This window comes from Stenotrophomonas sp. YAU14A_MKIMI4_1 (assembly GCF_003086855.1).
Lineage (GTDB): Bacteria > Pseudomonadota > Gammaproteobacteria > Xanthomonadales > Xanthomonadaceae > Stenotrophomonas.
This window is the reverse complement of the sequence record NZ_CP025998.1, coordinates 2,203,570-2,222,351: the sequence shown is the minus strand read 5'-3', so window position 1 is coordinate 2,222,351 and position 18,782 is coordinate 2,203,570. Positions and strand designations below refer to the sequence as shown.

19 protein-coding genes are annotated in these 18,782 nt (G+C 64.6%); 4 read left to right on the top strand and 15 right to left on the bottom strand.

Going from position 1 to position 18,782, the window contains the following annotated elements:
• Positions 1 to 14: 14 nt before the first annotated feature.
• Positions 15 to 950 (bottom strand): alpha/beta hydrolase, encoded by a 936-nt coding sequence (locus C1931_RS10235; RefSeq protein ID WP_108756237.1) that lies wholly within the window; start codon positions 948 to 950, stop codon positions 15 to 17.
• Positions 951 to 975: 25 nt separating this feature from the next.
• Positions 976 to 1,893, bottom strand: a complete 918-nt coding sequence (locus C1931_RS10230) for an alpha/beta hydrolase (RefSeq protein WP_108756236.1) — start codon at positions 1,891 to 1,893, stop codon at positions 976 to 978.
• A gap of 121 nt (positions 1,894 to 2,014) precedes the next feature.
• Here C1931_RS10230 and C1931_RS10225 point away from each other — a divergent pair, with 121 nt between their 5' ends.
• Positions 2,015 to 3,010, top strand: a complete 996-nt coding sequence (locus tag C1931_RS10225) for a LysR family transcriptional regulator (protein WP_108756235.1) — start codon at positions 2,015 to 2,017, stop codon at positions 3,008 to 3,010.
• Positions 3,011 to 3,057: 47 nt separating this feature from the next.
• Here the strand turns inward: C1931_RS10225 and C1931_RS10220 are convergent, their stop codons facing one another.
• From C1931_RS10220 to C1931_RS10175, 10 genes are all read right to left on the bottom strand, one after another.
• Positions 3,058 to 3,678 (bottom strand): hypothetical protein, encoded by a 621-nt coding sequence (locus tag C1931_RS10220; RefSeq protein ID WP_159095471.1) that lies wholly within the window; start codon positions 3,676 to 3,678, stop codon positions 3,058 to 3,060.
• Between the two features lie 15 nt (positions 3,679 to 3,693).
• A complete protein-coding gene (locus C1931_RS10215; RefSeq protein ID WP_159095470.1) occupies positions 3,694 to 5,796 on the bottom strand; it encodes a peptidase domain-containing ABC transporter in 2,103 nt (700 codons plus the stop codon).
• A 36-nt stretch (positions 5,797 to 5,832) separates the two neighbouring features.
• Positions 5,833 to 6,318 carry a hypothetical protein gene (locus C1931_RS10210; RefSeq protein ID WP_108756232.1) on the bottom strand — a complete coding sequence of 162 codons (486 nt, stop codon included), beginning with the start codon at positions 6,316 to 6,318 and terminating at the stop codon, positions 5,833 to 5,835.
• A gap of 24 nt (positions 6,319 to 6,342) precedes the next feature.
• Positions 6,343 to 7,548 carry an HEXXH motif-containing putative peptide modification protein gene (locus C1931_RS10205; protein WP_108756231.1) on the bottom strand — a complete coding sequence of 402 codons (1,206 nt, stop codon included), beginning with the start codon at positions 7,546 to 7,548 and terminating at the stop codon, positions 6,343 to 6,345.
• Between the two features lie 17 nt (positions 7,549 to 7,565).
• Positions 7,566 to 8,789: a radical SAM protein gene (locus tag C1931_RS10200; RefSeq protein WP_108756230.1), complete on the bottom strand. Its 1,224-nt coding sequence runs from the start codon at positions 8,787 to 8,789 to the stop codon at positions 7,566 to 7,568.
• 120 nt (positions 8,790 to 8,909) lie between these two features.
• The gene (locus C1931_RS10195) at positions 8,910 to 9,122 is read right to left on the bottom strand and encodes a hypothetical protein (RefSeq protein WP_108756229.1); all 213 of its coding nucleotides are present in this window, start codon (positions 9,120 to 9,122) and stop codon (positions 8,910 to 8,912) included.
• 161 nt (positions 9,123 to 9,283) lie between these two features.
• Positions 9,284 to 10,516, bottom strand: a complete 1,233-nt coding sequence (locus tag C1931_RS10190) for an FtsX-like permease family protein (protein WP_108756228.1) — start codon at positions 10,514 to 10,516, stop codon at positions 9,284 to 9,286.
• 4 nt (positions 10,517 to 10,520) lie between these two features.
• Positions 10,521 to 11,831 carry an ABC transporter permease gene (locus tag C1931_RS10185; RefSeq protein ID WP_108757725.1) on the bottom strand — a complete coding sequence of 437 codons (1,311 nt, stop codon included), beginning with the start codon at positions 11,829 to 11,831 and terminating at the stop codon, positions 10,521 to 10,523.
• Positions 11,832 to 11,854: 23 nt separating this feature from the next.
• Positions 11,855 to 12,568: an ABC transporter ATP-binding protein gene (locus C1931_RS10180; protein ID WP_108756227.1), complete on the bottom strand. Its 714-nt coding sequence runs from the start codon at positions 12,566 to 12,568 to the stop codon at positions 11,855 to 11,857.
• Positions 12,569 to 12,850: 282 nt separating this feature from the next.
• On the bottom strand, positions 12,851 to 13,741 hold the full coding sequence (locus C1931_RS10175) for an EamA family transporter (RefSeq protein WP_108756226.1): 891 nt from the start codon (positions 13,739 to 13,741) through the stop codon (positions 12,851 to 12,853).
• A gap of 99 nt (positions 13,742 to 13,840) precedes the next feature.
• Between C1931_RS10175 and C1931_RS10170 the strand changes: the two genes are divergently transcribed.
• Together C1931_RS10170 and C1931_RS10165 are read left to right on the top strand one after the other, a co-directional pair.
• Entirely contained in the window at positions 13,841 to 14,305 is a 465-nt protein-coding gene (locus C1931_RS10170; protein WP_108756225.1) for an Lrp/AsnC family transcriptional regulator, read from the top strand.
• A gap of 126 nt (positions 14,306 to 14,431) precedes the next feature.
• Positions 14,432 to 14,944 carry a nucleoside 2-deoxyribosyltransferase domain-containing protein gene (locus C1931_RS10165; RefSeq protein ID WP_199913920.1) on the top strand — a complete coding sequence of 171 codons (513 nt, stop codon included), beginning with the start codon at positions 14,432 to 14,434 and terminating at the stop codon, positions 14,942 to 14,944.
• Here the strand turns inward: C1931_RS10165 and C1931_RS10160 are convergent.
• Both C1931_RS10160 and C1931_RS10155 read right to left on the bottom strand, forming a co-directional pair.
• On the bottom strand, positions 14,853 to 16,952 hold the full coding sequence (locus tag C1931_RS10160) for a TonB-dependent receptor (protein ID WP_199913919.1): 2,100 nt from the start codon (positions 16,950 to 16,952) through the stop codon (positions 14,853 to 14,855). The genes C1931_RS10165 and C1931_RS10160 overlap by 92 nt on opposite strands.
• Before the next feature lie 72 nt (positions 16,953 to 17,024).
• On the bottom strand, positions 17,025 to 17,435 hold the full coding sequence (locus tag C1931_RS10155; RefSeq protein WP_108756223.1) for a helix-turn-helix domain-containing protein: 411 nt from the start codon (positions 17,433 to 17,435) through the stop codon (positions 17,025 to 17,027).
• Positions 17,436 to 17,593: 158 nt separating this feature from the next.
• Between C1931_RS10155 and C1931_RS10150 the strand changes: the two genes are divergently transcribed.
• Positions 17,594 to 18,145, top strand: a complete 552-nt coding sequence (locus tag C1931_RS10150) for a cation transporter (protein WP_234412900.1) — start codon at positions 17,594 to 17,596, stop codon at positions 18,143 to 18,145.
• Between the two features lie 58 nt (positions 18,146 to 18,203).
• On the opposite strand, the gene C1931_RS10145 is transcribed toward C1931_RS10150, so the two are convergent.
• Entirely contained in the window at positions 18,204 to 18,704 is a 501-nt protein-coding gene (locus C1931_RS10145; RefSeq protein WP_108756221.1) for a hypothetical protein, read from the bottom strand.
• Positions 18,705 to 18,782 lie beyond the last annotated feature (78 nt).

The window sequence follows — 18,782 nt, the reverse complement described above, 5'->3', positions numbered from 1 at the left end:
GGCTTGGCGGCCTGTCAGAGCGTTGCCTTGAAGAACGGAACCACCTGGGCCATCGCAATGGCGACCGGCTCCGGCTTGTCATACAGGTCGTAGTGCGACCAGCCTTCAGCGACGACGATCTGCTTGTTCTCGGACGCTGCACGGCTGTAGATCTCCCAGCCGTCACGGTAGGCGCCGAAATCACCGGGCTTGTCACCAATCACCACCATCAGCGGCTGGGTCAACAGCACTTCTGCGTTGAGGAAGGCATCCCAACCCATCGCCGCGCCGCTGAAGGACATCAGCTGGCTGGTAGCGCCATTGGGCTGCTGGCCGCGCGCCGTCTTGTAGTACTCGGTGGCTTCCAGCACATCGATGTCCGTGATGCCTGCCGCCTTGGCCGCTTCTACCGAGTCCGGCAGCAGATTGGCGACATCACGCTCGGCACCCTGCGCCTGGGCCGAGCGCATGCCGGCGATGTTGGCGGCCAGTTCGCGCGGCTTGAACTGGGCAAAGCCCTCGCGGATCAAACGGCCGTAGTTCACGCCGGTGATGGACACCAGTGCCTTGATGCGGTGGTCGGTAATGCCAGCGTGGATGGTGTACGCACCGCCGCCGCAGACACCGATGGCACCAATGCGACCGGCGTCGACATACGGCAGCGACTGCAGGTAGTCCACGGCGAAACGGATATCCGAAACCCGGATCGACGGGTCTTCGATGAAGCGCGGCTCGCCGCCGCTGGCGCCCTGGAAGCTGGCATCGTGCACCAGCACCACGAAGCCTTGTTCGGCCAGGCCCTTGGCGTAGACATTGCCCGCGGTCTGTTCCTCGCAGCTGCCGATGGGATGGGTGCTGACGATGGCCGGATACTTCCTGCTTTCGTCGAAACCAGCCGGGAAGTAGATGTCGGCTGCAGTCTGCCAGCCCAGGTTCGCGTAGGTGACCGTCTTGATGGAAACGGTATTCATCGTGTTCTCCTGGTTGGACCGGGGTTTACTTCAGGCGGCTCTGGAAGAACGGCGCCAGCACAGAGACCGCTTCATCCACGAAGTTCGGTACGTCGTACAGCGACATGTGATTGGCGCCCTCAACCACATGCAGGGACTTGTCCTTGCTTGCGGCGCGGGCCAGCAGGTCATCACTCATCCACTTGCTGCCGGCAACGCTGCCAGCCACCGCCAGGATGGGCTGGGTCAGGAACGCTTCGGCCTTGTTGTAGGCGTCGTAAGTGATGATCTGGTTGAGGTTGCGGGTCAGCGCGAAGCCCGGCGCGTTGGGGTGTTCGGCGCGCGGGGTGTGGTAGTACTCCCAGGCTTCGCGCAGCTCGGCATTGGGCGCGTCTTCTTCGCGCAGCGGTGCCAGCGGGATGGTGGCGAACTGGCCCGAGGCGATGTCGGTGGTGCGCGCATTTGAACCGAAGTCCAGGTAGCCCACGGCGTCGGCGTCCTTGACCGTGTTCTCCCAGCCGTTGCGGAACATCTGGCCGATATTGACCGCGCTCACCATGCCCAGTGCCTTGATGCGGCGATCATTGATGGCGGCGTTGGCGCTGTAACCCGCGCCGGCACAGATACCCATCGCACCGATCCTGTCCGGGTCCACGTATGGCAGGGTGGTCAGGTAATCGATGACCGCACTTACGTCCTCGGTGCTGACGTAGGGGTTTTCCAGCTGGCGCGGTTCGCCGGTGCTGGCGCCCTGGTACGAGCGGTCGAAGGCAATGGTGACCACGCCGGCTGCGGCCAGCTTCTTCGCGTACAGGCCGGCGGTCTGCTCCTTCACGCCGCCACCGGGGTGCGATACCACCACCGCGGGGTACTTCGTGGCCTCATCAAAGCCTTCGGGGAAGTACAGCGTGGCCGCCGTGGTGACGCCCTGGCCGTTGAGATTCTTGAACGTGACGTTGCGCATCTGCGTGCTCCGGTGTGGGTGTGAGGTGGCCGGCTCGAGTGCCGACGGTGCCCATGCTATTGACCGGATTGGGTGCGTTAAATAGTCTTCCGGATACATGAGTCGTAAGTCGAGCTAAACAATGTCCCTCGAGCCCTCCCTGGTAACGGCCCTGACCTGGTTCGCCCATATCGCCCGGCACCGCAGCTTCACCAAGGCGGCGGCGGAGATGGAGATCACCCGGGCGGCACTGTCCCAGCACCTGAAGGCGCTGGAGGAGCGGCTGGATGTGCGCCTGCTGCATCGCACGACCCGCAACATGTCGCTTACCGAAGAGGGGCAGCAGCTGCTGGACGTGCTGCAGCCGGCACTGGCGGCCATCGAAAAGGCCGTGGGGGAACTGGGCGAGGTCCATGCAGAGCCGTCGGGCGTGATCCGCATGAACTCCTCACGCATCGCCTCGCGATTGCTGCTGGAACCGCACATGAGCGAGTTCCTGGCGCGTTACCCCAAGCTTCGGCTGGAACTGATCATGGACGATGGCTTTTCCAATCTGGTTGCCAACGGTCTGGACGCCGGCATCCGCCTGGGCGAAAGCCTGGACGAGCACATGGTGGCGGTGCCCATCACGCCGCCACTGGAGATGGCCATCGTCGGCTCACCCGCCTACTTCGCGCGCCATGGGATTCCCGAAACCCCAGCAGATCTGATCGGTCACAACTGCCTGGCGTATCGGTTCACCTCCAGCGGCACGATCGACCACTGGACCTTCACCGCGCCGGGCGAGGACGGGCGGAAGCTGGTCTTCGAGCCGCAGGGCAACGCGGTGTTCAACGATGACGACAGCATGCTGCGGGCCGCCCTGCAGGGCGTGGGTCTGATCCGCCACATCGATCTGTGCGTGCGCGAACAGCTCGCCAGTGGCGCACTGGTGCGCGTGCTGGCGCCGTGGTGCCGCCCCTTTCCCGGCTTCTTCCTGTACGTGCCATCACGCGCCCAGATGCCCGCCAAGGTGCGTGCGCTGATGGATTTCCTGATTGAACGGCGCGAAGAACTGGCCTCACCCCAGCGCAAGCGCGCGGCAACCGAAGATCGTCGCGTAAAGAAGCGGCACGGCAGCCGCCCCAAGCCCTTGTAGAGTCGAGCTTGCTCGACTACGGATGCCTCCAGACCCCTCGCCCAGCATCAGGCAATCGGTTGCTCGCTCTCCAACGCGGCAACCAGCTGCGCGGTCGCCATGTCCACGCCCGCGAAGTAGTCGTCCCAGTCCGCATCGGCGTGCTTGCTCAGATAGAGGTCGATGGTGGGATAGACGGCTTGCCCGTCATGCACCTCGTTCAGCATCAACGCCACCTCCACGGCAGGCGAGGCGGGCATGGCGTTGAGTGACCGGCCCACCGCCTCGAACACCGCGATCGCCCGGGCGCTCTCCTCGGCGCTGCGCGGGATCAGACCGACGTGGCGCTCGTCCGGGCGCCGGCCATCGGGCCGGTAGTCATGGCCTTCGCAGCTGGTATAGGTAACCAGGTTGTGGTCCACGGCAATGGCCACCAGGAAGTCGCGCACACCGGGCTCCACCACGGCAAGGAAATCGGGATGGAAGCGAGAGGCGAGGCAACTGCTGGCGGGGTACGGTGCGCCTTCGTGATTCATGTTGCCGAAGATCGAGCGCTTCTGCGAAATGGGGGCATGCTCCCCGATGTGGCGCATCTGTGCATCATCCAGTGGCACGTCCCACAGGCGCATGAACAGATCGACCTGATCGGAGCGATTGTGCGCGCGCGGAGCAATACGTCGTAAGCCCATGAAACAACTCCTTGTTCAATGGATGGCGCAGGGAATCACGTGGGAGGGCGACGCCACAGCGCGTTGCTGCACCGTGCCTGCCTCCACGTGGTAAACACGATTGGCGCGCCGGATGGTTTCCGGGCGATGGGCAATGGAAACGCAGGTGATACCCAAGGCCACCAGGTTGTCGAGCAATCGCCGTTCCAACGCTTCGTCCAGATTGGCCGTGCCTTCATCCAGCAGCAGGATGCGGGGCTCGTGATAGAGCGCGCGGGCCAGCAGGATCCGCTGCTTCTGGCCGCCCGACAGCGCGGAACCCAGGTCACCGATGCGGCTGTTGAACTTCATTGGCATGGCATCGATGTCGTCCAGGATCAACGCCGTCTGTGCGCACTGGCGGGCCCGCGTTTCATCCGGGCTGGAGGTGAAGAATGCGATGTTGTCCAGGATGCTGCCGGTCAGCAGCATGTCCTCCTGCATCACCACGCCGAACAGGCGGCGGTACTGCTGCAGGTCGTAGCCTTGAATGTCCTCGCCGTTCAGGCGGATCTGCCCGGACTCCAGATCCAACAGGCCCAGCAATGCCTTGAACAACGTCGTCTTGCCACTGCCGGAAGGTCCGGTCAGGGCGATGAAGTCGCCGCGCTGTACCTTCAGCGAGACATCGCGCAGCACCAGCTTTTCCTGCGGCGCAAAGCGGGCGTTGATACCGTCCAGTTCGATGCGGAAATCGTACCGGGCAGCCTCGGGAACCCCACGGCTGTCGGCCGGGTCCTGCTCGATCGGCGAAACGGCGATCTCGGAAAGCCGGTCCATGTGCAGGCCGACCAGGCGCAGTTCCATCACCTGCTCTGCAAGTGCCATTGCCTTGGCGGCGAAGTGCGCCTTGTACACGAACAGCGCGAACAGCAAGCCCAGACTGATGCTGCCGTTGGCCACCAGAAGGGCGCCCACATACACACTGGCGGCCATGTCCAGCCCAAGCAGGGTGACCTTGGCGGCGCCCTGCGCGGACGCCATGATGCCTGCGCGCATGTCTGCATTCACCAACCGGCTGTAGTGGTTGGTCCATGCCCCCAGCCGTTCGTGCTCCTTGGCGAAGATCTTGATCGGCTGCATGCCACGCAGGGTTTCGATCACATGCGAGTTTTCCTCCGAGCGCGCCTTCACGGCATCCTCTGCAAACCGACGCGTGCGCTGGAACAGGCACAGTCTGGCGGTCAGATAGATCAGGAACGTGGCCAGTGCGATGCCGGCCATGGGCGGCGAGATCGCCGCGATGATGCCCAGCGCGGCCAGCGCGATGAGCCCGTCCAGAAGCACCCGCGGCAGGGCACCAGTCAACGTCTGCCGGATCGCATTCGTGGATTGGTACCTGTCGACCAGGTCACCAATGCAGCGCTTGCTGTAGAAGCCGAGTGGCAGACGCATCATGCGCTGGATGAGCGCGCCCATGAACTGGGCATTGAAGCGGGTGCCGAAGTGCAGCAGCACGTAGTCACGTGCCAACGCCACCATGCCATGCAGCAGTGCGACACCGGCAAAGCCCGCCGTGATTGCGGTGATGAAATCCATGTCCCGGTGCGCCAGCCCGGTGTCGATCACGGTCTTCAACAGCAACGGGCTGAGCAGGGCGAAGAGCTCAAGGAACAGCGTGATCCACAGTACCTGGCCGACGTAGCCGAATACCCCGCGGCTGGTGCGTAGCAGCGCCGCCAGCGTGAAGCGCTTGTCGACCCTTTGTACCGCAAAGGCAGGGCGGGGCGTGAGCTCCACGGCGATGCCGGTAAAGTGGTGCGAAACCTCGGCCAGCCGCAGGTGCTGCACGCCGTGGGCGGGATCGTGGATGATCGCCGTGTCACCACTGATGGCCACCAGCACCACGAAGTGCTCGAAATCCCAGTGCAGCAGCGCGGGCAGTTGCAGGCGCGGCAGATCAGCCATCTCGCAACGCAGTGAGCGCGCGGCCAGCTGCATTTTGTCGGCCAGTTCGACTACGTCGCGCAGGGTCGACCCCTTCAGCGAGATCGGGAAGCGCTCGCGCAATTCCAGCAGCGGAATGTCCATGCCAAGGCTGGCGCCCACCATGGCCAGGCACGCCAGCGCGCATTCGCTGCTCTCTGCCTGGTAGATCATCGGAACGCTACGTGCGCGGAATTTCATATCGGACAGTCATACTCTGGATAGCAGATAGCGGCGCGGCGCGCCACGCACACTGGTGGGTAGCGGCGTGCCCGGTGCGATCGAGGCGTGGCTGCGCGCACGGATCTGCAGGCAATGGCCTCGCCCAGTGCCACTGGACCCGGTGGGGCAGACCATCGGCACGATGGCCTCGATCCGCGCCACGCCCTGTATCTGGTTGTCGCGCAGCAGTTCTATTTCGTCACCTGTGTGAAAGTACGGTGCCTTGTCCGAATCGATCACCAGCTGCACGCCCGCCGTGCCCCCCCACGCCGCGGACCGCAGCTCCGCGCGGGGCACCAGCGTCAGCGACGCCGCCGCCATGCCGGCCACGGCCAATGCGATCAGCGGCACCACGGCCAGCAGCCGCACCGGCAGTGGCCTGAACAGGGCAATGGCACCCAGGTGGCGGAAGCGCCGGTACGCCTCCGCCTCTGGCCGGAAGAACGGGCGGTTGTGCAGAGGATCAGGGCGCATCGGCCCGCTTCCTGTCGGGAGTGCTCATGCGCGTTCAAGCACCGCGTCAGAAACAGCCCCGACCGTCGGGCGGGGACCGGGATATTCCAGCGTGGCCAACTGGGACCGCAGCGGATCGAACAAGGCCTGGCCCAGCTCACTCAGTTCCTCCCCATCGCGCAGCGGAACGGCGAGCTCGCGCAGATAACCCGACACCGTCTCCCAGCGCACCTGGATATCGGCCTGCAGGCCGTCGGCCGCCAGACGGTCGAACACCATCATCGCGTTGCCGAAGGCGTGGTACCCCAGCAGGATGCGGTCCAGGGGGCGATGGCAGCCCTTCAGGGGCGAATAGTACGAGCCGGCTTCGGGGACCACCGTCGGGCCCAGCCAACTGGCCATGTGGAAGTACTGGTGCGTGCACTCGTGCACCAGCATTTCGGCGGTCTCCAATGCATCGGCGGGCACGGCCAGATCGATGCCGCCCATGCGCAGTGCCGATGAATTGCTGGCGATCGTATTGGCTGCTGGCCGGCCAAGCGGCGTGATCTCCTTCAATACGCTGCACACCCAAGCGGCATGGGCCGGGGCCACGCGCTCAAGCAATGCCAGAGCCGATGCCACCTGGGGGGCCATCTCCGGCGTGGGTGCCTGCACTCTGAAGGTGTCACGGATCCACGGGCTTTCATGCCAGCCCGAGCCGGTCAGCCGGATAGCCGGCTGACCGCCAAGCATCACGAAGGTGTCGGGCGCACGTTCGTCGTTCCAGACGGGTGCTCCATCGCGCTCACCCACTGCGGACCAGTGCAGATGGCCGCCATCGGGCAGTCGCACGGTGATCCGTCGGCCCGCAGCGCGCACCGATAGCCGCCCCGGCAGGCTGCGCCCGCACAGCAGCAGTGGATCGTCCACGTCGAACTGCAGGCTCAGGTCATCCAGCACGCCTACGGCAATCCCGCTCAACAGCAGCTGGGCGCGCAGCCAGTCGTCGCTGGCGATATGTCCGGGCACCGCGCCGGGCGGTTTGATGCCCGCGAAGACCAGGCTGGCCTCCGGTGTCCAGTAGCCCAGCGACGGGGCCCGGGCACTGACCCGCGCCAACAGTTCGGCTGCCAGCGCTGCGTGATCACCGCCGCCCTTGCGGTCGATCACGCGCTTGCAGAACGCCGCGTAATGCAGCGTCGCCAACTCTGCGGCCAGCCAGCGGTGGTCTCCTTCCAACGGTGTCGATAAAGCGCGGAACACGTCCATCGAGTATCTCCGCAGAGTCAGGCGGTAACGATCGGGTTGAGGAAATCGCGCGCAGCGTGGCGTGGCGTGCCGCCCAGGATGCCGGCCATGGTTTCCAGTGCCCCCTCGCGCTGGGACAGAATGCTGGCCATTGCCGTGTGGATCGAATCGAGCGTCTCGCAGAACACCGATGCCTGGTCGAAGTGGGTGCCGGGCGCGTAGCGATTGAACAGTTCGCCCGAGCGGCAGGTGCGGTACCAGTCGCAGCTGGCGCACTTGGTTGGCGGGGTGTCGACGCTCTTGACCAGCGTCTGCCAGATCGGGCTGGCGAAGAACTGCGCCAGCGTGGTGTTGCGCACGGTCACATCGGTCAGGCAGAACGCTTTGTCCAGCGCCATGATGTTGTCGTCCGGCCCCAGGAATCCTTCTGCCGATACGGTAATGATGCCGTGGCGGTTGGCGCGCTGGTAGTCCAGGCCCTCGGCGTACTCCTCGGACATCAGCGCAAGCACGATTTCGGTCAACAGGTAGATCCGCACCGGCCGGGTACCGCGCGTGTGCAACCAGAAGTCGATCACTTCGTTGAAGTAGCGGATCCACTTGTCCTGCGACTGCAGGTAGGTGCTGTTGTGACCCTCGCGCGGCAGCAGCAGGTTCAGGCTGTGCACGTCCAGCTCTTCCACGAAGTGGCGGATCAGATCGCCGCCGTGCAGATCGGGATTGGCCACGCAGAGTACGCCGGTTGCCGGAATCCTTCGCGCCTTGGCCGCCTGCTGCAGCAGCTTCAAGCCGCGCACGCTGTTGTCATAGCTGCCGCGCCCTCGACGGTCCGGCCGCTGCCGATCATGCACCTCTTTGGGGCCGTCAATGCTCACGCCGACCATGACGTTGTGCTTCTCGAACAGATCGATCCACTCCGGGTCGATCAGGGTGCCGTTGGTCTGCATGCCGATATGCAGTTTGGTGGTACTACCAAGCTCTTCGCGGAAGATCGTGCACATGCGATCAAACCGCTTCTTGGGCAACAGGGTCGGCTCGCCGCCGTGCAGACCCAGGAAGATGTTTTCGATGCCCATCTCCTGGGCGCCCTGGCGCAGGAACCGGGCGGTGTCGATCACGGTCTGCTCTGGAATAAGCGCACGGCTGAGCTCGGAGATGTTGTTTTCCTGCTCGAAGTAGTAGCAGTAGGGACAGGCCAGGTTGCAGCGCTCGGCCAGCTTGAGCACCACGTCAAGACGGTTTCCTCTGAACAGTTCAGTCATTCGCGCACTTCCTGTGGCTGCGCTGTGGATCAGGCCGTCCGTACTGGCCTGTCATGAGCGCGCTGCGGGTGAGAGGGCACCGGCGAAAGCGCCGGTGCCCAGACGTCAGACCAACTGAAATCAGCCCTTGATCTCGACCTCGCTGTCACCCGTGCCGGCCGAAGCATGGCCGGACTTGTGACCCGAGGTATGACCCGAGCCGTGGGCGGCGCTGACCAGGTCCAGATGGGCGTCGATCAGATCCGTCATGTCGCTGGCACCAACCAAGGGCGTTGCAGCACCGTCGATCCGGGACTTCAGACGATCGGCCAACCCTTTGAGCTTGCTATCCATGAAACCTCCATTGTCTTGACGTTGATTGGAACTTCTCATTCCTTCTACTTCCTTCGTGCCGGCTTATCCTGCGCCGACCTTTCGCAGCAACCGGGCTGATGCACCCGGTGCGTGCGCGTTGTCGCCACATGCCGCGGCTGCGGCACGGGCGGAATCCGAGTTCAGGCGCTGCGGGTGGCGGTGGCCGGTGCCACCCGCGTGGCCTTCAGGGCGGGGTGGAGAATGGCGAGCTGGCCCAGCGGCACCAGCACGGCAAGGCCCAGCAGCAGGTAGCCCAGCGGGAGCCGGGGAACCTCGTAGAACTGCATCAGCAGCAGGTTCAGCGCCACCGCCAGCATGGCGCCGGACAGCGAGCCCAGCAGCGTCAGCAGCAGGTTCTCGGTCTGGAAGTAGCGCAGGATCTGCAGCCGCGTTGCGCCCAGTGCGCGGCGGATACCGATCGACCGTGTGCGCTGCTGCACCCAGAAGCTGGCCAGCCCGATGATGCCCGTGGCGGTGATGGCCAGCAGCAGGACGCAGATCAGCGCCAACAGCCCCGCCATGGCCTTGTCATCGCGGTAGTAACGGTCGCGCAGGGCCTCGATCGTGCCGTTGTTCACCCCCAGGATGCGCGGCGGCCCGCTTTGGCGCAGTACTGCCGTCGCTTGCTCCAGCACGGTCTCGCGTTGCCCGGGCGCCACACGCAGCAGGTAGTTGGCGCCGCTGGTATAGGGAACTGCAACCGGGAACAGCATCGAGTAGTCCATGTCGCTGGGATCATCGGTTTCGCTGGGGCGGGTAAGCCGTTGCACGACCCCCACCACCCGCGTCGGCTCGCCACCCCAGCTGTAGAACTGCCTGCCCACCGCGCTTTCACCCGGGAACAAGCGCTCGGCCATGGCCTGGGTGATGATCGCCGCGGGAATATTCAGTTCCCCCGGGTTGGTGCCGGGCACCCAGTCGATGTAATCGTGGGCGGTGAAGTCCCGACCACCCACCAAGGTCAGCCCAAGCGTGGGCAGCGCATCGGGGCCGGCCAGATAGACCGATGCATCCAGGGTTGGCGTTTCCTGGTCCTGTCGCAGATTCACGCCGCTGTTCGAAGAAGAGTCGCCGAAGGGAATCTGGCTGATCACCGTTGCCGACTGAACGCCGGGGATCGCGCGCAACGCGGCCAGATCGGTGCGCGTCTGTGCAAGGGCGTCCTGATCGCCACGTTTGGCCGCACTGAGCTGCAGCCGCACCAGCATGTCATCGGCCATGCCCGAGGGGCGCTGCACGCGCTCGATGCGCTCGACGATCAGGAAGCCGGCATTGCAGATGACCGCACAGGTGAAGGCGATCTCAAGCACCACCAGGCACGCAATGATCTTGTGGCGGCGCAGCGCCGCAAGGATGGGGGCGATATCGGTCATGGGCTCACAGACTCTTCAACTGGCTGGCCGGTGCCACCAGGCACGCGCGCCAGGCGGGAAACACCGCCGCTGCAAGGCTGGCCAGCAGCGCCAGTGCCAACGTGCCAAGCAGGGTGCTGGCATCCATTCCTGCCAGCGCGGCATAGCCGGCGGCCTGCTGGCGCACCAGCCACAGGCCGCACCAGGCCAGCAGCAGTCCCAGCAACCCACCGCCCATGCCGATCAGGCCTGCCTCGACCAGGCACTGCTGGAACACAGCACTGCGCGGCGCACCCAGCGCCCGGCGCAGGCCGATCTCCGGCGACCGGCGCAGGAACTTGGCCAGCAACAGGCCAGTGGTGTTGAGCAGGCAGATGAACAGGAAGCCGAAAGCGAGCCAGGTCTGCAGCCGCACATCGCTGGGCACCACGCGCTTGTAGTCAAGCCACTGGGGGATGTTGTCCAGGCGGACATTGACCGGGCGCTCGAAACGACCACGCTGGCGCTGCTGGCTTGAGTAGTTTTCCAGATAGGTGCGGTAGTCGGCCGCGTCCTGCGCACTGGACAGCTCCACCCAGTACTGCACCCATGCGCAGGGGGCGTTCAGGCCGAGCTGCCCGGTGTCCTTGTCGATCGGACCCCAGCAGTCGAGATTGCCGGCGAAGCCCATCCGCAGCGCACGCGATGTGGCGAATGGCATGAACAGCTGTTCTTCTTCGGCGAACCCGCCGTCACGGTTGAGGTCGTAGAACGTGGGCCGGGGGTGCCACGGCGCCGCCACGCCGATCACGCTGAATTCCTGATCGTTGATGCGAAGGCGCTTGCCCACACTGTTGGCACCACCGAACAGGCGCTGGTTGAGCGCGCTGCCCAGTACCACCACGCGAGCCTCGGCCGCATCCTCGTTGGCGCTCCATGCCTGGCCATAGCGCATCGGCACCGCGAACATGGGGAAGAAATCAGCCGAGGTGTAACGGATGCGCTGCCGGAACGGCATGTCGGCCGCGGCGTCGCTCTGCACGACCGCATTGCCTGCGTACATCATGGCCTGCCGCACGCCACGCTTGTCCCGCAGCAGCTGCTCGGCGTCGTAGCGGGTCAGCAGGTCGTGCGGCTCTGCACCGGGCACGTAACCCGACATGCCCTGTGCATCCAGGCGCGGATGAAACACGCGCGCACTGCGATCCGGCAGTGGGTCGTTGCTGATGATCTTGAACACCGTAAGGGTGGTCATGGCCGCACCGATGCCCATGCCGATGGCGCCGATCATCAGTGCGGTCAACAGGATGTTGCGGCGAAGGCTGGCAAGTGCGGTGCGCAGGTAGTAGCCGAACAGGGCAGGGCGGAGCATCGGCATCGTCATGCCAGTTCGGACGGGGCGAGTGCGATATCGGCCGCATCGCCTGCGCGGATTTCGCTTGCGATGCCATCCAGAATGCGGATGTTGCGGTCTGCGCGCGCAGCCAGTGCGCGGTCATGGGTGATCAGCAGCACCGCAGTGCCCGCCTGGTTGATGCCTTCCAGCATGGCCATGATTTCCTCGCTCATCTGGCTGTCGAGATTGCCGGTCGGTTCATCGGCCAGCAGCACGCGCGGCGAACCGGCCAGCGCCCGGGCAATGGCGACGCGCTGCTGCTGGCCACCGGAAAGCTGCGAAGGAAGATGGCGCATGCGTGATGCAAGGCCGACGCACTCCAGCGCATCCTCGATACGCGTGCGCCGCTCGCCGGCGCTCATCGGGCGATAGCGCAACGGCATATCGCAGTTGTCGAACACCGACAGGTCGGGCAGCAGGTTGAAGCCCTGGAATACGAAGCCGAATTTCTCGCTGCGCAGGTGCGAACGCTCGCGGTCCGAGAGCCGTTGCGACGGCACGCCATCGATCAGGTATTCGCCTGTGCTGGGCAGTTCCAGCAGGCCCATGATGTTCAGCAGCGTGGATTTTCCCGAGCCAGACGGCCCGGTGACGCTGATGAAATCACCCGCGTGCACGTGCAGATTGAATGCACGTAGCGCAGTGGTTTCCACACCTCCCGTGCGATACAGCTTACTAACGTCGCGAAGCACTAGCATAGGAAACGCATCCCCAACGAGATTGGCTTGATCGGCTTACCTCAGGACTGCTGCACAGCACAACGACCACGCGATCAGGGCGTGGGCGCGATAAATCAGTAATTGGCGCTACGGAATTGGCTGCGTGCTGCAGCTGGGAAGAACATCCGGTCTATCCGTGACTTCATCTGCGTTCCGATCCTTCGGTGCGAGTGAGTGTGATTAATACAGCATGAATCTCGATGGTGCAAGCAACCCAGTAGCGAGGCGCCCGCTCGACTAGACATCTCACGCCGCGCGCGGTCACTTCGTCGCCGCAACCCGCGCTCTGCTTCTGCGCGACCGCGTAAGCGCATGCCCTGCCATTGCAACCACAATCAGTGCCAGCGCCCCGCACTGGAGCGCACTCAGGCGCTCACCCAGCAGCAACCAGCCCACCACTGCCGACACGGCTGGGGCCGTCGACAAGATCACACCCAGCGCAGAGACCGAAAGCCGCCGCATCGCCCACATTTCCAGCGCATACGGCAGCACGCCCGACAGGCAGGCCACAGCAAGCCCTGGAATGAGGAAGGCAGGGGAGGCAAAGCGGGTGTCGCAGCTGGTGATGGCAACGGGGACGGCGAGCATTGACGCCGCCACCATGCCCCAGGCGACCGTATTCACGCCCTGCAGGTGCGAAGCGCGCTTGCCGGCGAGGATGTACAGCCCCCAGGCAACGGCCGCGCCGATCGCGCACAGCACGCCAATCGGATCCAACGCGCCGTGCGCGGCCTGGCCGAGTGGCAGCAGCAGAAACAGTGCCCCCAGCGCAAGCAGCGACCACAGCAGATCCATCAGCCGGCGGCCCGCCAGGGCGCCGACGGCCAACGGGCCCAGAACTTCGATTCCCACCGCCACGCCCATGGGAATTCGCGCGAACGCCTGATAGATCAGGGTGTTCATGGCCCCCAGCATCAGGCCGTACAACACTACTGCACCGAACTGGCCGCGACCTGGCAGATGGCGCCAGGCGCGCTGCAGGACCACGAGCACCAGCGCCGACAGGCCAATGCGCAGGGCGATGGTGCCCTCCACGCCAATGGCGCCGAACAGGTGCTTCGCGCAGGCCGCGCCGACATTCTGGCTGACTAGGGAGAGCGCGATGGCACCGATTCCGGCGGCCGCAGCTGCCTGGGCAAGGTCGTTCTTCATGGGAAGCCATGCTAGCCGCGCGACCGCGGGTGGTTTCGCACATTTCACCCGGCCGCACGAGTAAATTACTCTGCCAGATCCACTACACGAGCGTGCGACGTGGACAAGTTCGACCTCGCCATTCTTCAGATTCTGCAGCAGGACAACCTGACGCCACAGCGCGTGATTGCGGAGCGGGTGAACCTGTCGCCCGCTGCGGTACAGCGCCGGGTCGCGGCGCTGATGAAGTCCGGCGTGATCGAAAGGAACATCGCGGTGGTTGACCCGCGCGCGGTCGGAGCACTGGTTACCGTCGTGGTAGAAGTGCACCTGGTCAGCGACCAGTCCAGCGTGGTGCGCACCGTCAAGGACGCTTTCCTGGCCGTGCCCGAGATCCAGCAGTGCTACCACGTCACCGGCAACGGCGGGCTGATCCTCATCGCGCTGTTGCCAGATCTGGAAGCCTACGGTCTCCTTGCCGAGCGGCTGTTCGCAGACAACCCGCTGGTGGAAAGCTATCGAAGTCTTCCGGTGCTGGAGCGCGTCAAGGTCGGGCTGGCCGTGTGCGGCCCCGGTAGCGAATAGCCAGTAGTTTCGATGCGGCAGAGGAAGGGGCAGGGCGCCGATCCGGCTCTGCCGTCATCAATAGATGCAACAATGCCGTCTGCCTGTCCGTACCGCCTACCCATGAAACTTCGACTTGCCTTTCTGTTGTCCCTGATCGTGCCCATGACCTGCTGGGCGTCGCCCTCGCAGACGGTGACTTCACCGGCGCCGCTCCCGCCATCGGATGGCCGCGTGACAGTGTTCCTGGCCGGCAGCATCGAGATGGGCAAGGCCGGCGATTGGCAGGCACAGGTGCAGCAGGCGCTGGCAGATGACGGCGTACTGATGCTCAACCCGCGGCGGGAAGACTGGAATCCGGCGTGGAAGCCGAGCGCCAGCGACGCGAACTTCCGCCAACAGGTGCAGTGGGAGCTTGCCGCCCTGGAAAAGGCGGACATTGTCTTGATGTATTTCGCCCCGGGCACGCAGAGCCCGATCACCTTGCTGGAATTCGGGCTTTACGCGCGCTCCGGCAAGCTGCTGGTTGCCGCGCCGGAAGGGTTCTGGCGCAAGGGCAACCTGGACATCACCGGCGACCGCTATGGTGTGCCGCGCTACGACAACCTGGCCGAGCTGATCGAAGCCGTGCGAGCACGCATCCACCAGCCCCGCCCGTAGAGTCGAGCTTGCTCGACTGAAGGCCTAGAACTTCATCCTCACACCACCATTGACCACGAACCCTTCCAGCGGCGCCCATGCGTCCACCGTCCACCGTCCACTGGCCATCATCGGCGCGGCGAGGCCGCAGCATCGGGTTGTAGCCGCTCTGGCGTACGTTGAGGATGTTTTCCAGGTTGAGGAACAGGCTGATGTTTCCCAGCACAATCTCGCCCAGGGCACCCACTTCCAGATACGGCCGGCTGCGCCGACGCCAGGGATTGTCATCAAGCGCCTGGATGCCGGTGTAGTAGGCTTCCACACCCACACGGCCACGGTCATGCTGTTCCCACATGGCAACCAGCCCTGCGCTGTGCCGGGGGGTGAGTGAAACCAGGCGCCGGCGGGTGCCTGCTTCACCGGGCTCGCGCGCATCGGTGTAGACATAGCTTCCAGTAACCGTAACGTCCCGCCAGCGGTAGCGCAGCAGAAGTTCACTGCCACGGGTGCGGGTAACGCCGTCCACATTGACCAACTGCACGCGCTCACCTGGGGCGGTCGCAGCGTCCACCAGGCGTACCGCATGGTCGATGTTGGACGCGAACACGCTGAGGTTCAGTTCCCAGGGGCCATGCACGTACCCTGCATCGATGGACCCGGTCGTAGCAATCTCCGCGCGAAGTCCGGAGAGCGGCTCAAGCCGTGACAGGCCAGCTGCCTCGATCTGCTCGACGAAAGGCGTTGGTGCGTAGAAGCCCCTGCCAACCGAGGCGCGCAGAGTCCATTGGTCAGGGCGGAACAACAGCGACAGGCGGGGGCTGAAGTGCCCGCCATAGGCACTGTGGTCATCCCAGCGCGCACTGCCGGACAGCGTAAGGTCATCGCGCAGCGTGTGCTCGGCCTGCACGAACAGGGCAGGTACGGTGTATCGGTAATCAAACTGGGAATATCGGTCAGAACGGAACCGGTCCTGCTGGGCGGCGATGCCCGCCAGCCAACTGGTGGCGCCAACGCCGGACGCATAGCTCACTTCCGCAAAACCCGTCTGATGGGTGTCGCTGTCCTGCGAGGGGCCATACCCGTGGTCGTGATGGGTGGACATGGCCGATGCGCGCAGCTGCAGTCGGTCGCTCTCGCGCACTGGAACATCCACCACTGCCCCGGCGTCGTAGCGCTCCGTGCGCTGTGTCAGCGCGAAAGGCTGCCCGTTGGGCGCCAGGCGACCGGGCAGGGTTCCTCCCAGGCGGCTTTCGCGCATTGCACCTGCTGTCAACATCGCACGCGCGCCATTTTCCGATTCCCAGAACAACCGCGGCCGGATCGTGGCACGCTCGTAGCCGGGAATGTCGGCCCAGCCGTCCCCGTCCAGATCCTGGCGGTCCTGGCGATGGTAACCCCCCACCACCGAGAGGCCCCAGTGGTCGGCCAGCGGCCCGCCGGCATAGCCCGTCACGTCCTGCCCACCACGGCTGGTGGCGTTGAGCAGCATTTCGGCCTCGGCGGTTTCCTTGGGTCGGCGCGATATCAGGTTCACCACGCCACCCAACGCTGCTGGGCCATACAAGGCCGATGCACTGCCCTTGATGATCTCGACACTGCCAAGGTCGGTCGGGGGAATCTGCAGCAGTCCGATGGACGATGACTGACCGCCGTACAGCGGCAATCCATCGGCCAGCAACTGCGTGTAGCGGCCACGCAGCCCCTGGATGCGGATGTTTGATCCACCCATGCCAGGCGAGGTGTTCTGCACCCGCACGCCCGCCGTCTCGGCCACCAGCATGGAGATGTTGCCCGGCGACATCAGCAGCTTTTCCTCGATCTCCTCCTGCGATACCACGTCTACCCGGATCGGTTCCTCGGAAACGCGACGCCCTGACCGGGTTGACTGCACCATCACCGCATCCAGCTCCACGGCCTCATCGTGGTGGTCGTCGTGCGCGGCGGGCGGTTCATGCGCATTGGCCGGGGCAACGGTGGACAGCAGGGTAGCGCTCAGCGCCAGAGCAAGCGGGTGGGGCAGCAGGGTCATGGGTCGTCAGGGCGGCAAGGCCGCGCGGTGGCGAAGTGGCCCGGCGTTGTAAACCTTGATGCGGCTACAAGGTCAAGCGCGAGGTTGCGGCTGAAGGGCCTCCAGCACCCTGCAGTCAGCCACGCGGCCGCCCGGGCAGTTGCCGATCATCCGCTCAAGTTCGGCCTGAAGCGCCTGCAGGTCCTGGATCCGGCGACCGATCTCAGCGATATGCGCTTTCACCACATCGTCCACCGAACTGCATTCGTGCTCCCGCTGTTCACCAAAGGCAATCAATTCGCGGATCTGTTCGATCGAAAAGCCCAGTTCACGGGCGCGACGCACGAACGAAAGACGTCTCTGGTCCTGGCTGCCGTAGTAGCGGTAGTTGCCCTCCGACCGCAGCGGCGGCTGCAGCAGGCCTATCTTTTCGTAATAGCGGATGGTCTCGGCCTTGGTGCCGGTCTGGCGGGCCAGCTGACCGATGGTGAGGTGGGTGGGCATGGGCTTGACCTTGTAGGGGCTACAGGGTTGATAACGACTGTCCCACCGCTTTTCAAGCCCGGCTTACCGGGCGGGAGACACCCATGGACCACTGCTGCGGCCACAAGCGCCAGGAACTGGAAGCCTTGGCCCTCCACAGTGCGCAGCGGCGCGTACTGGTGGCGGTACTGATCATCAACCTGGCGATGTTCTTCATCGAGTTCGGTGCAGGCATCGTGGCGCGTTCCAGCGCTCTGCAGGCCGATGCAGTGGACATGCTGGGCGATGCGATCGTGTACGGCCTGAGCTTGTGGGCGGTAAACCGAGGGGCGCGCTGGGAGGCCGGTGCGGCCCTCGCCAAGGGGCTGCTGATCCTGGCGTTCTTTGCTTTCATCGTGGTGGAGGTGGTCAACAAGCTGGTCCACGGCGTGCCGCCTTCCAGCGGCTTGATGCTGGGGTTCGGCGCCATTGCGTTGGTGGCCAATCTGCTGTGCCTGGCGCTGCTGTGGCGGTTCCGCGCGCTCAACATCAACATGAAAAGCACCTTCGAGTGCTCCCGCAATGATGTCGCCGCCAACATCGGGGTACTGGTGGCTGCCGGTGGCGTTGCACTGACCGGAAAGGGTTGGCCGGACATCGCAGCAGGCGCGGTGATCGCCCTGTTGTTCCTGAAATCTGCACTTGGCGTGATTGGCGAGGCATGGCCCGCGATACGTGCACCTTCAAAGTAGCCACCCGCCCCACCCGCAGAGTCGAGCTTGCTCGACTGAATGTCCCGCCAATCCCCAATCAACCGCTTGCCTTGCCAGGCGCCCCAAAGAACAAACGCGCACAAGCCAATCCCGCAACGCCGCCGCAGGCGGCGAACAATGCAGCATCGCTCAATCCGCGCGCACTGCCCGCAGCAAGTGACGGAATCGATGAAAGCAGCGCCCCCATCGCGCTGCTCAATACCAAGGCCCGCCAGCCCCACAGCCAGGGCTTCAAGGCACCCATCAAGGCGCCCGTCGCCATCGCAGGAATGGCACCCAATGGGTAGGCAAACAACAGCAGGAACAGCACGGCCAAGGGGTTAAGCACGGTGCCCGCTTTCAGTGAGACGGCGAGAAAGGCAGCCAGTGTGCCCACCAGCGGACCCAACGCCAAGAAAAGGGCCCCGCCCTTGAATAGATCTACGGCGCAGTCCCACGCGGAGATCCGGGCACTTCCGTCCACGCTCGCACTGGCCCAAATGCGGAACACCGCCGCAAGCACGGGAAAGATCAGGACTAGTACATAGCCTGTCGGCATCTGAAGAGTGGATCTGGGTAAGCCGGATCGGCGACCTTTTATACAGCCGTGCGCTTGCCGGCAGCAATGGTTCGCCGC

Bases quoted from the DNA above. Each gene is read 5' to 3' on its own strand.
- C1931_RS10235 (WP_108756237.1), bottom strand. From the start codon at position 950: ATGAATACCGTTTCCATCAAGACGGTCACCTACGCGAACCTGGGCTGG.
- C1931_RS10230 (WP_108756236.1), bottom strand. From the start codon at position 1,893: ATGCGCAACGTCACGTTCAAGAATCTCAACGGCCAGGGCGTCACCACG.
- C1931_RS10225 (WP_108756235.1), top strand. From the start codon at position 2,015: ATGTCCCTCGAGCCCTCCCTGGTAACGGCCCTGACCTGGTTCGCCCAT.
- C1931_RS10220 (WP_159095471.1), bottom strand. From the start codon at position 3,678: ATGGGCTTACGACGTATTGCTCCGCGCGCGCACAATCGCTCCGATCAG.
- C1931_RS10215 (WP_159095470.1), bottom strand. From the start codon at position 5,796: ATGATCTACCAGGCAGAGAGCAGCGAATGCGCGCTGGCGTGCCTGGCC.
- C1931_RS10210 (WP_108756232.1), bottom strand. From the start codon at position 6,318: ATGCGCCCTGATCCTCTGCACAACCGCCCGTTCTTCCGGCCAGAGGCG.
- C1931_RS10205 (WP_108756231.1), bottom strand. From the start codon at position 7,548: ATGGACGTGTTCCGCGCTTTATCGACACCGTTGGAAGGAGACCACCGC.
- C1931_RS10200 (WP_108756230.1), bottom strand. From the start codon at position 8,789: ATGACTGAACTGTTCAGAGGAAACCGTCTTGACGTGGTGCTCAAGCTG.
- C1931_RS10195 (WP_108756229.1), bottom strand. From the start codon at position 9,122: ATGGATAGCAAGCTCAAAGGGTTGGCCGATCGTCTGAAGTCCCGGATC.
- C1931_RS10190 (WP_108756228.1), bottom strand. From the start codon at position 10,516: ATGACCGATATCGCCCCCATCCTTGCGGCGCTGCGCCGCCACAAGATC.
- C1931_RS10180 (WP_108756227.1), bottom strand. From the start codon at position 12,568: ATGCTAGTGCTTCGCGACGTTAGTAAGCTGTATCGCACGGGAGGTGTG.
- C1931_RS10175 (WP_108756226.1), bottom strand. From the start codon at position 13,741: ATGAAGAACGACCTTGCCCAGGCAGCTGCGGCCGCCGGAATCGGTGCC.
- C1931_RS10160 (WP_199913919.1), bottom strand. From the start codon at position 16,952: ATGACCCTGCTGCCCCACCCGCTTGCTCTGGCGCTGAGCGCTACCCTG.
- C1931_RS10155 (WP_108756223.1), bottom strand. From the start codon at position 17,435: ATGCCCACCCACCTCACCATCGGTCAGCTGGCCCGCCAGACCGGCACC.
- C1931_RS10145 (WP_108756221.1), bottom strand. From the start codon at position 18,704: ATGCCGACAGGCTATGTACTAGTCCTGATCTTTCCCGTGCTTGCGGCG.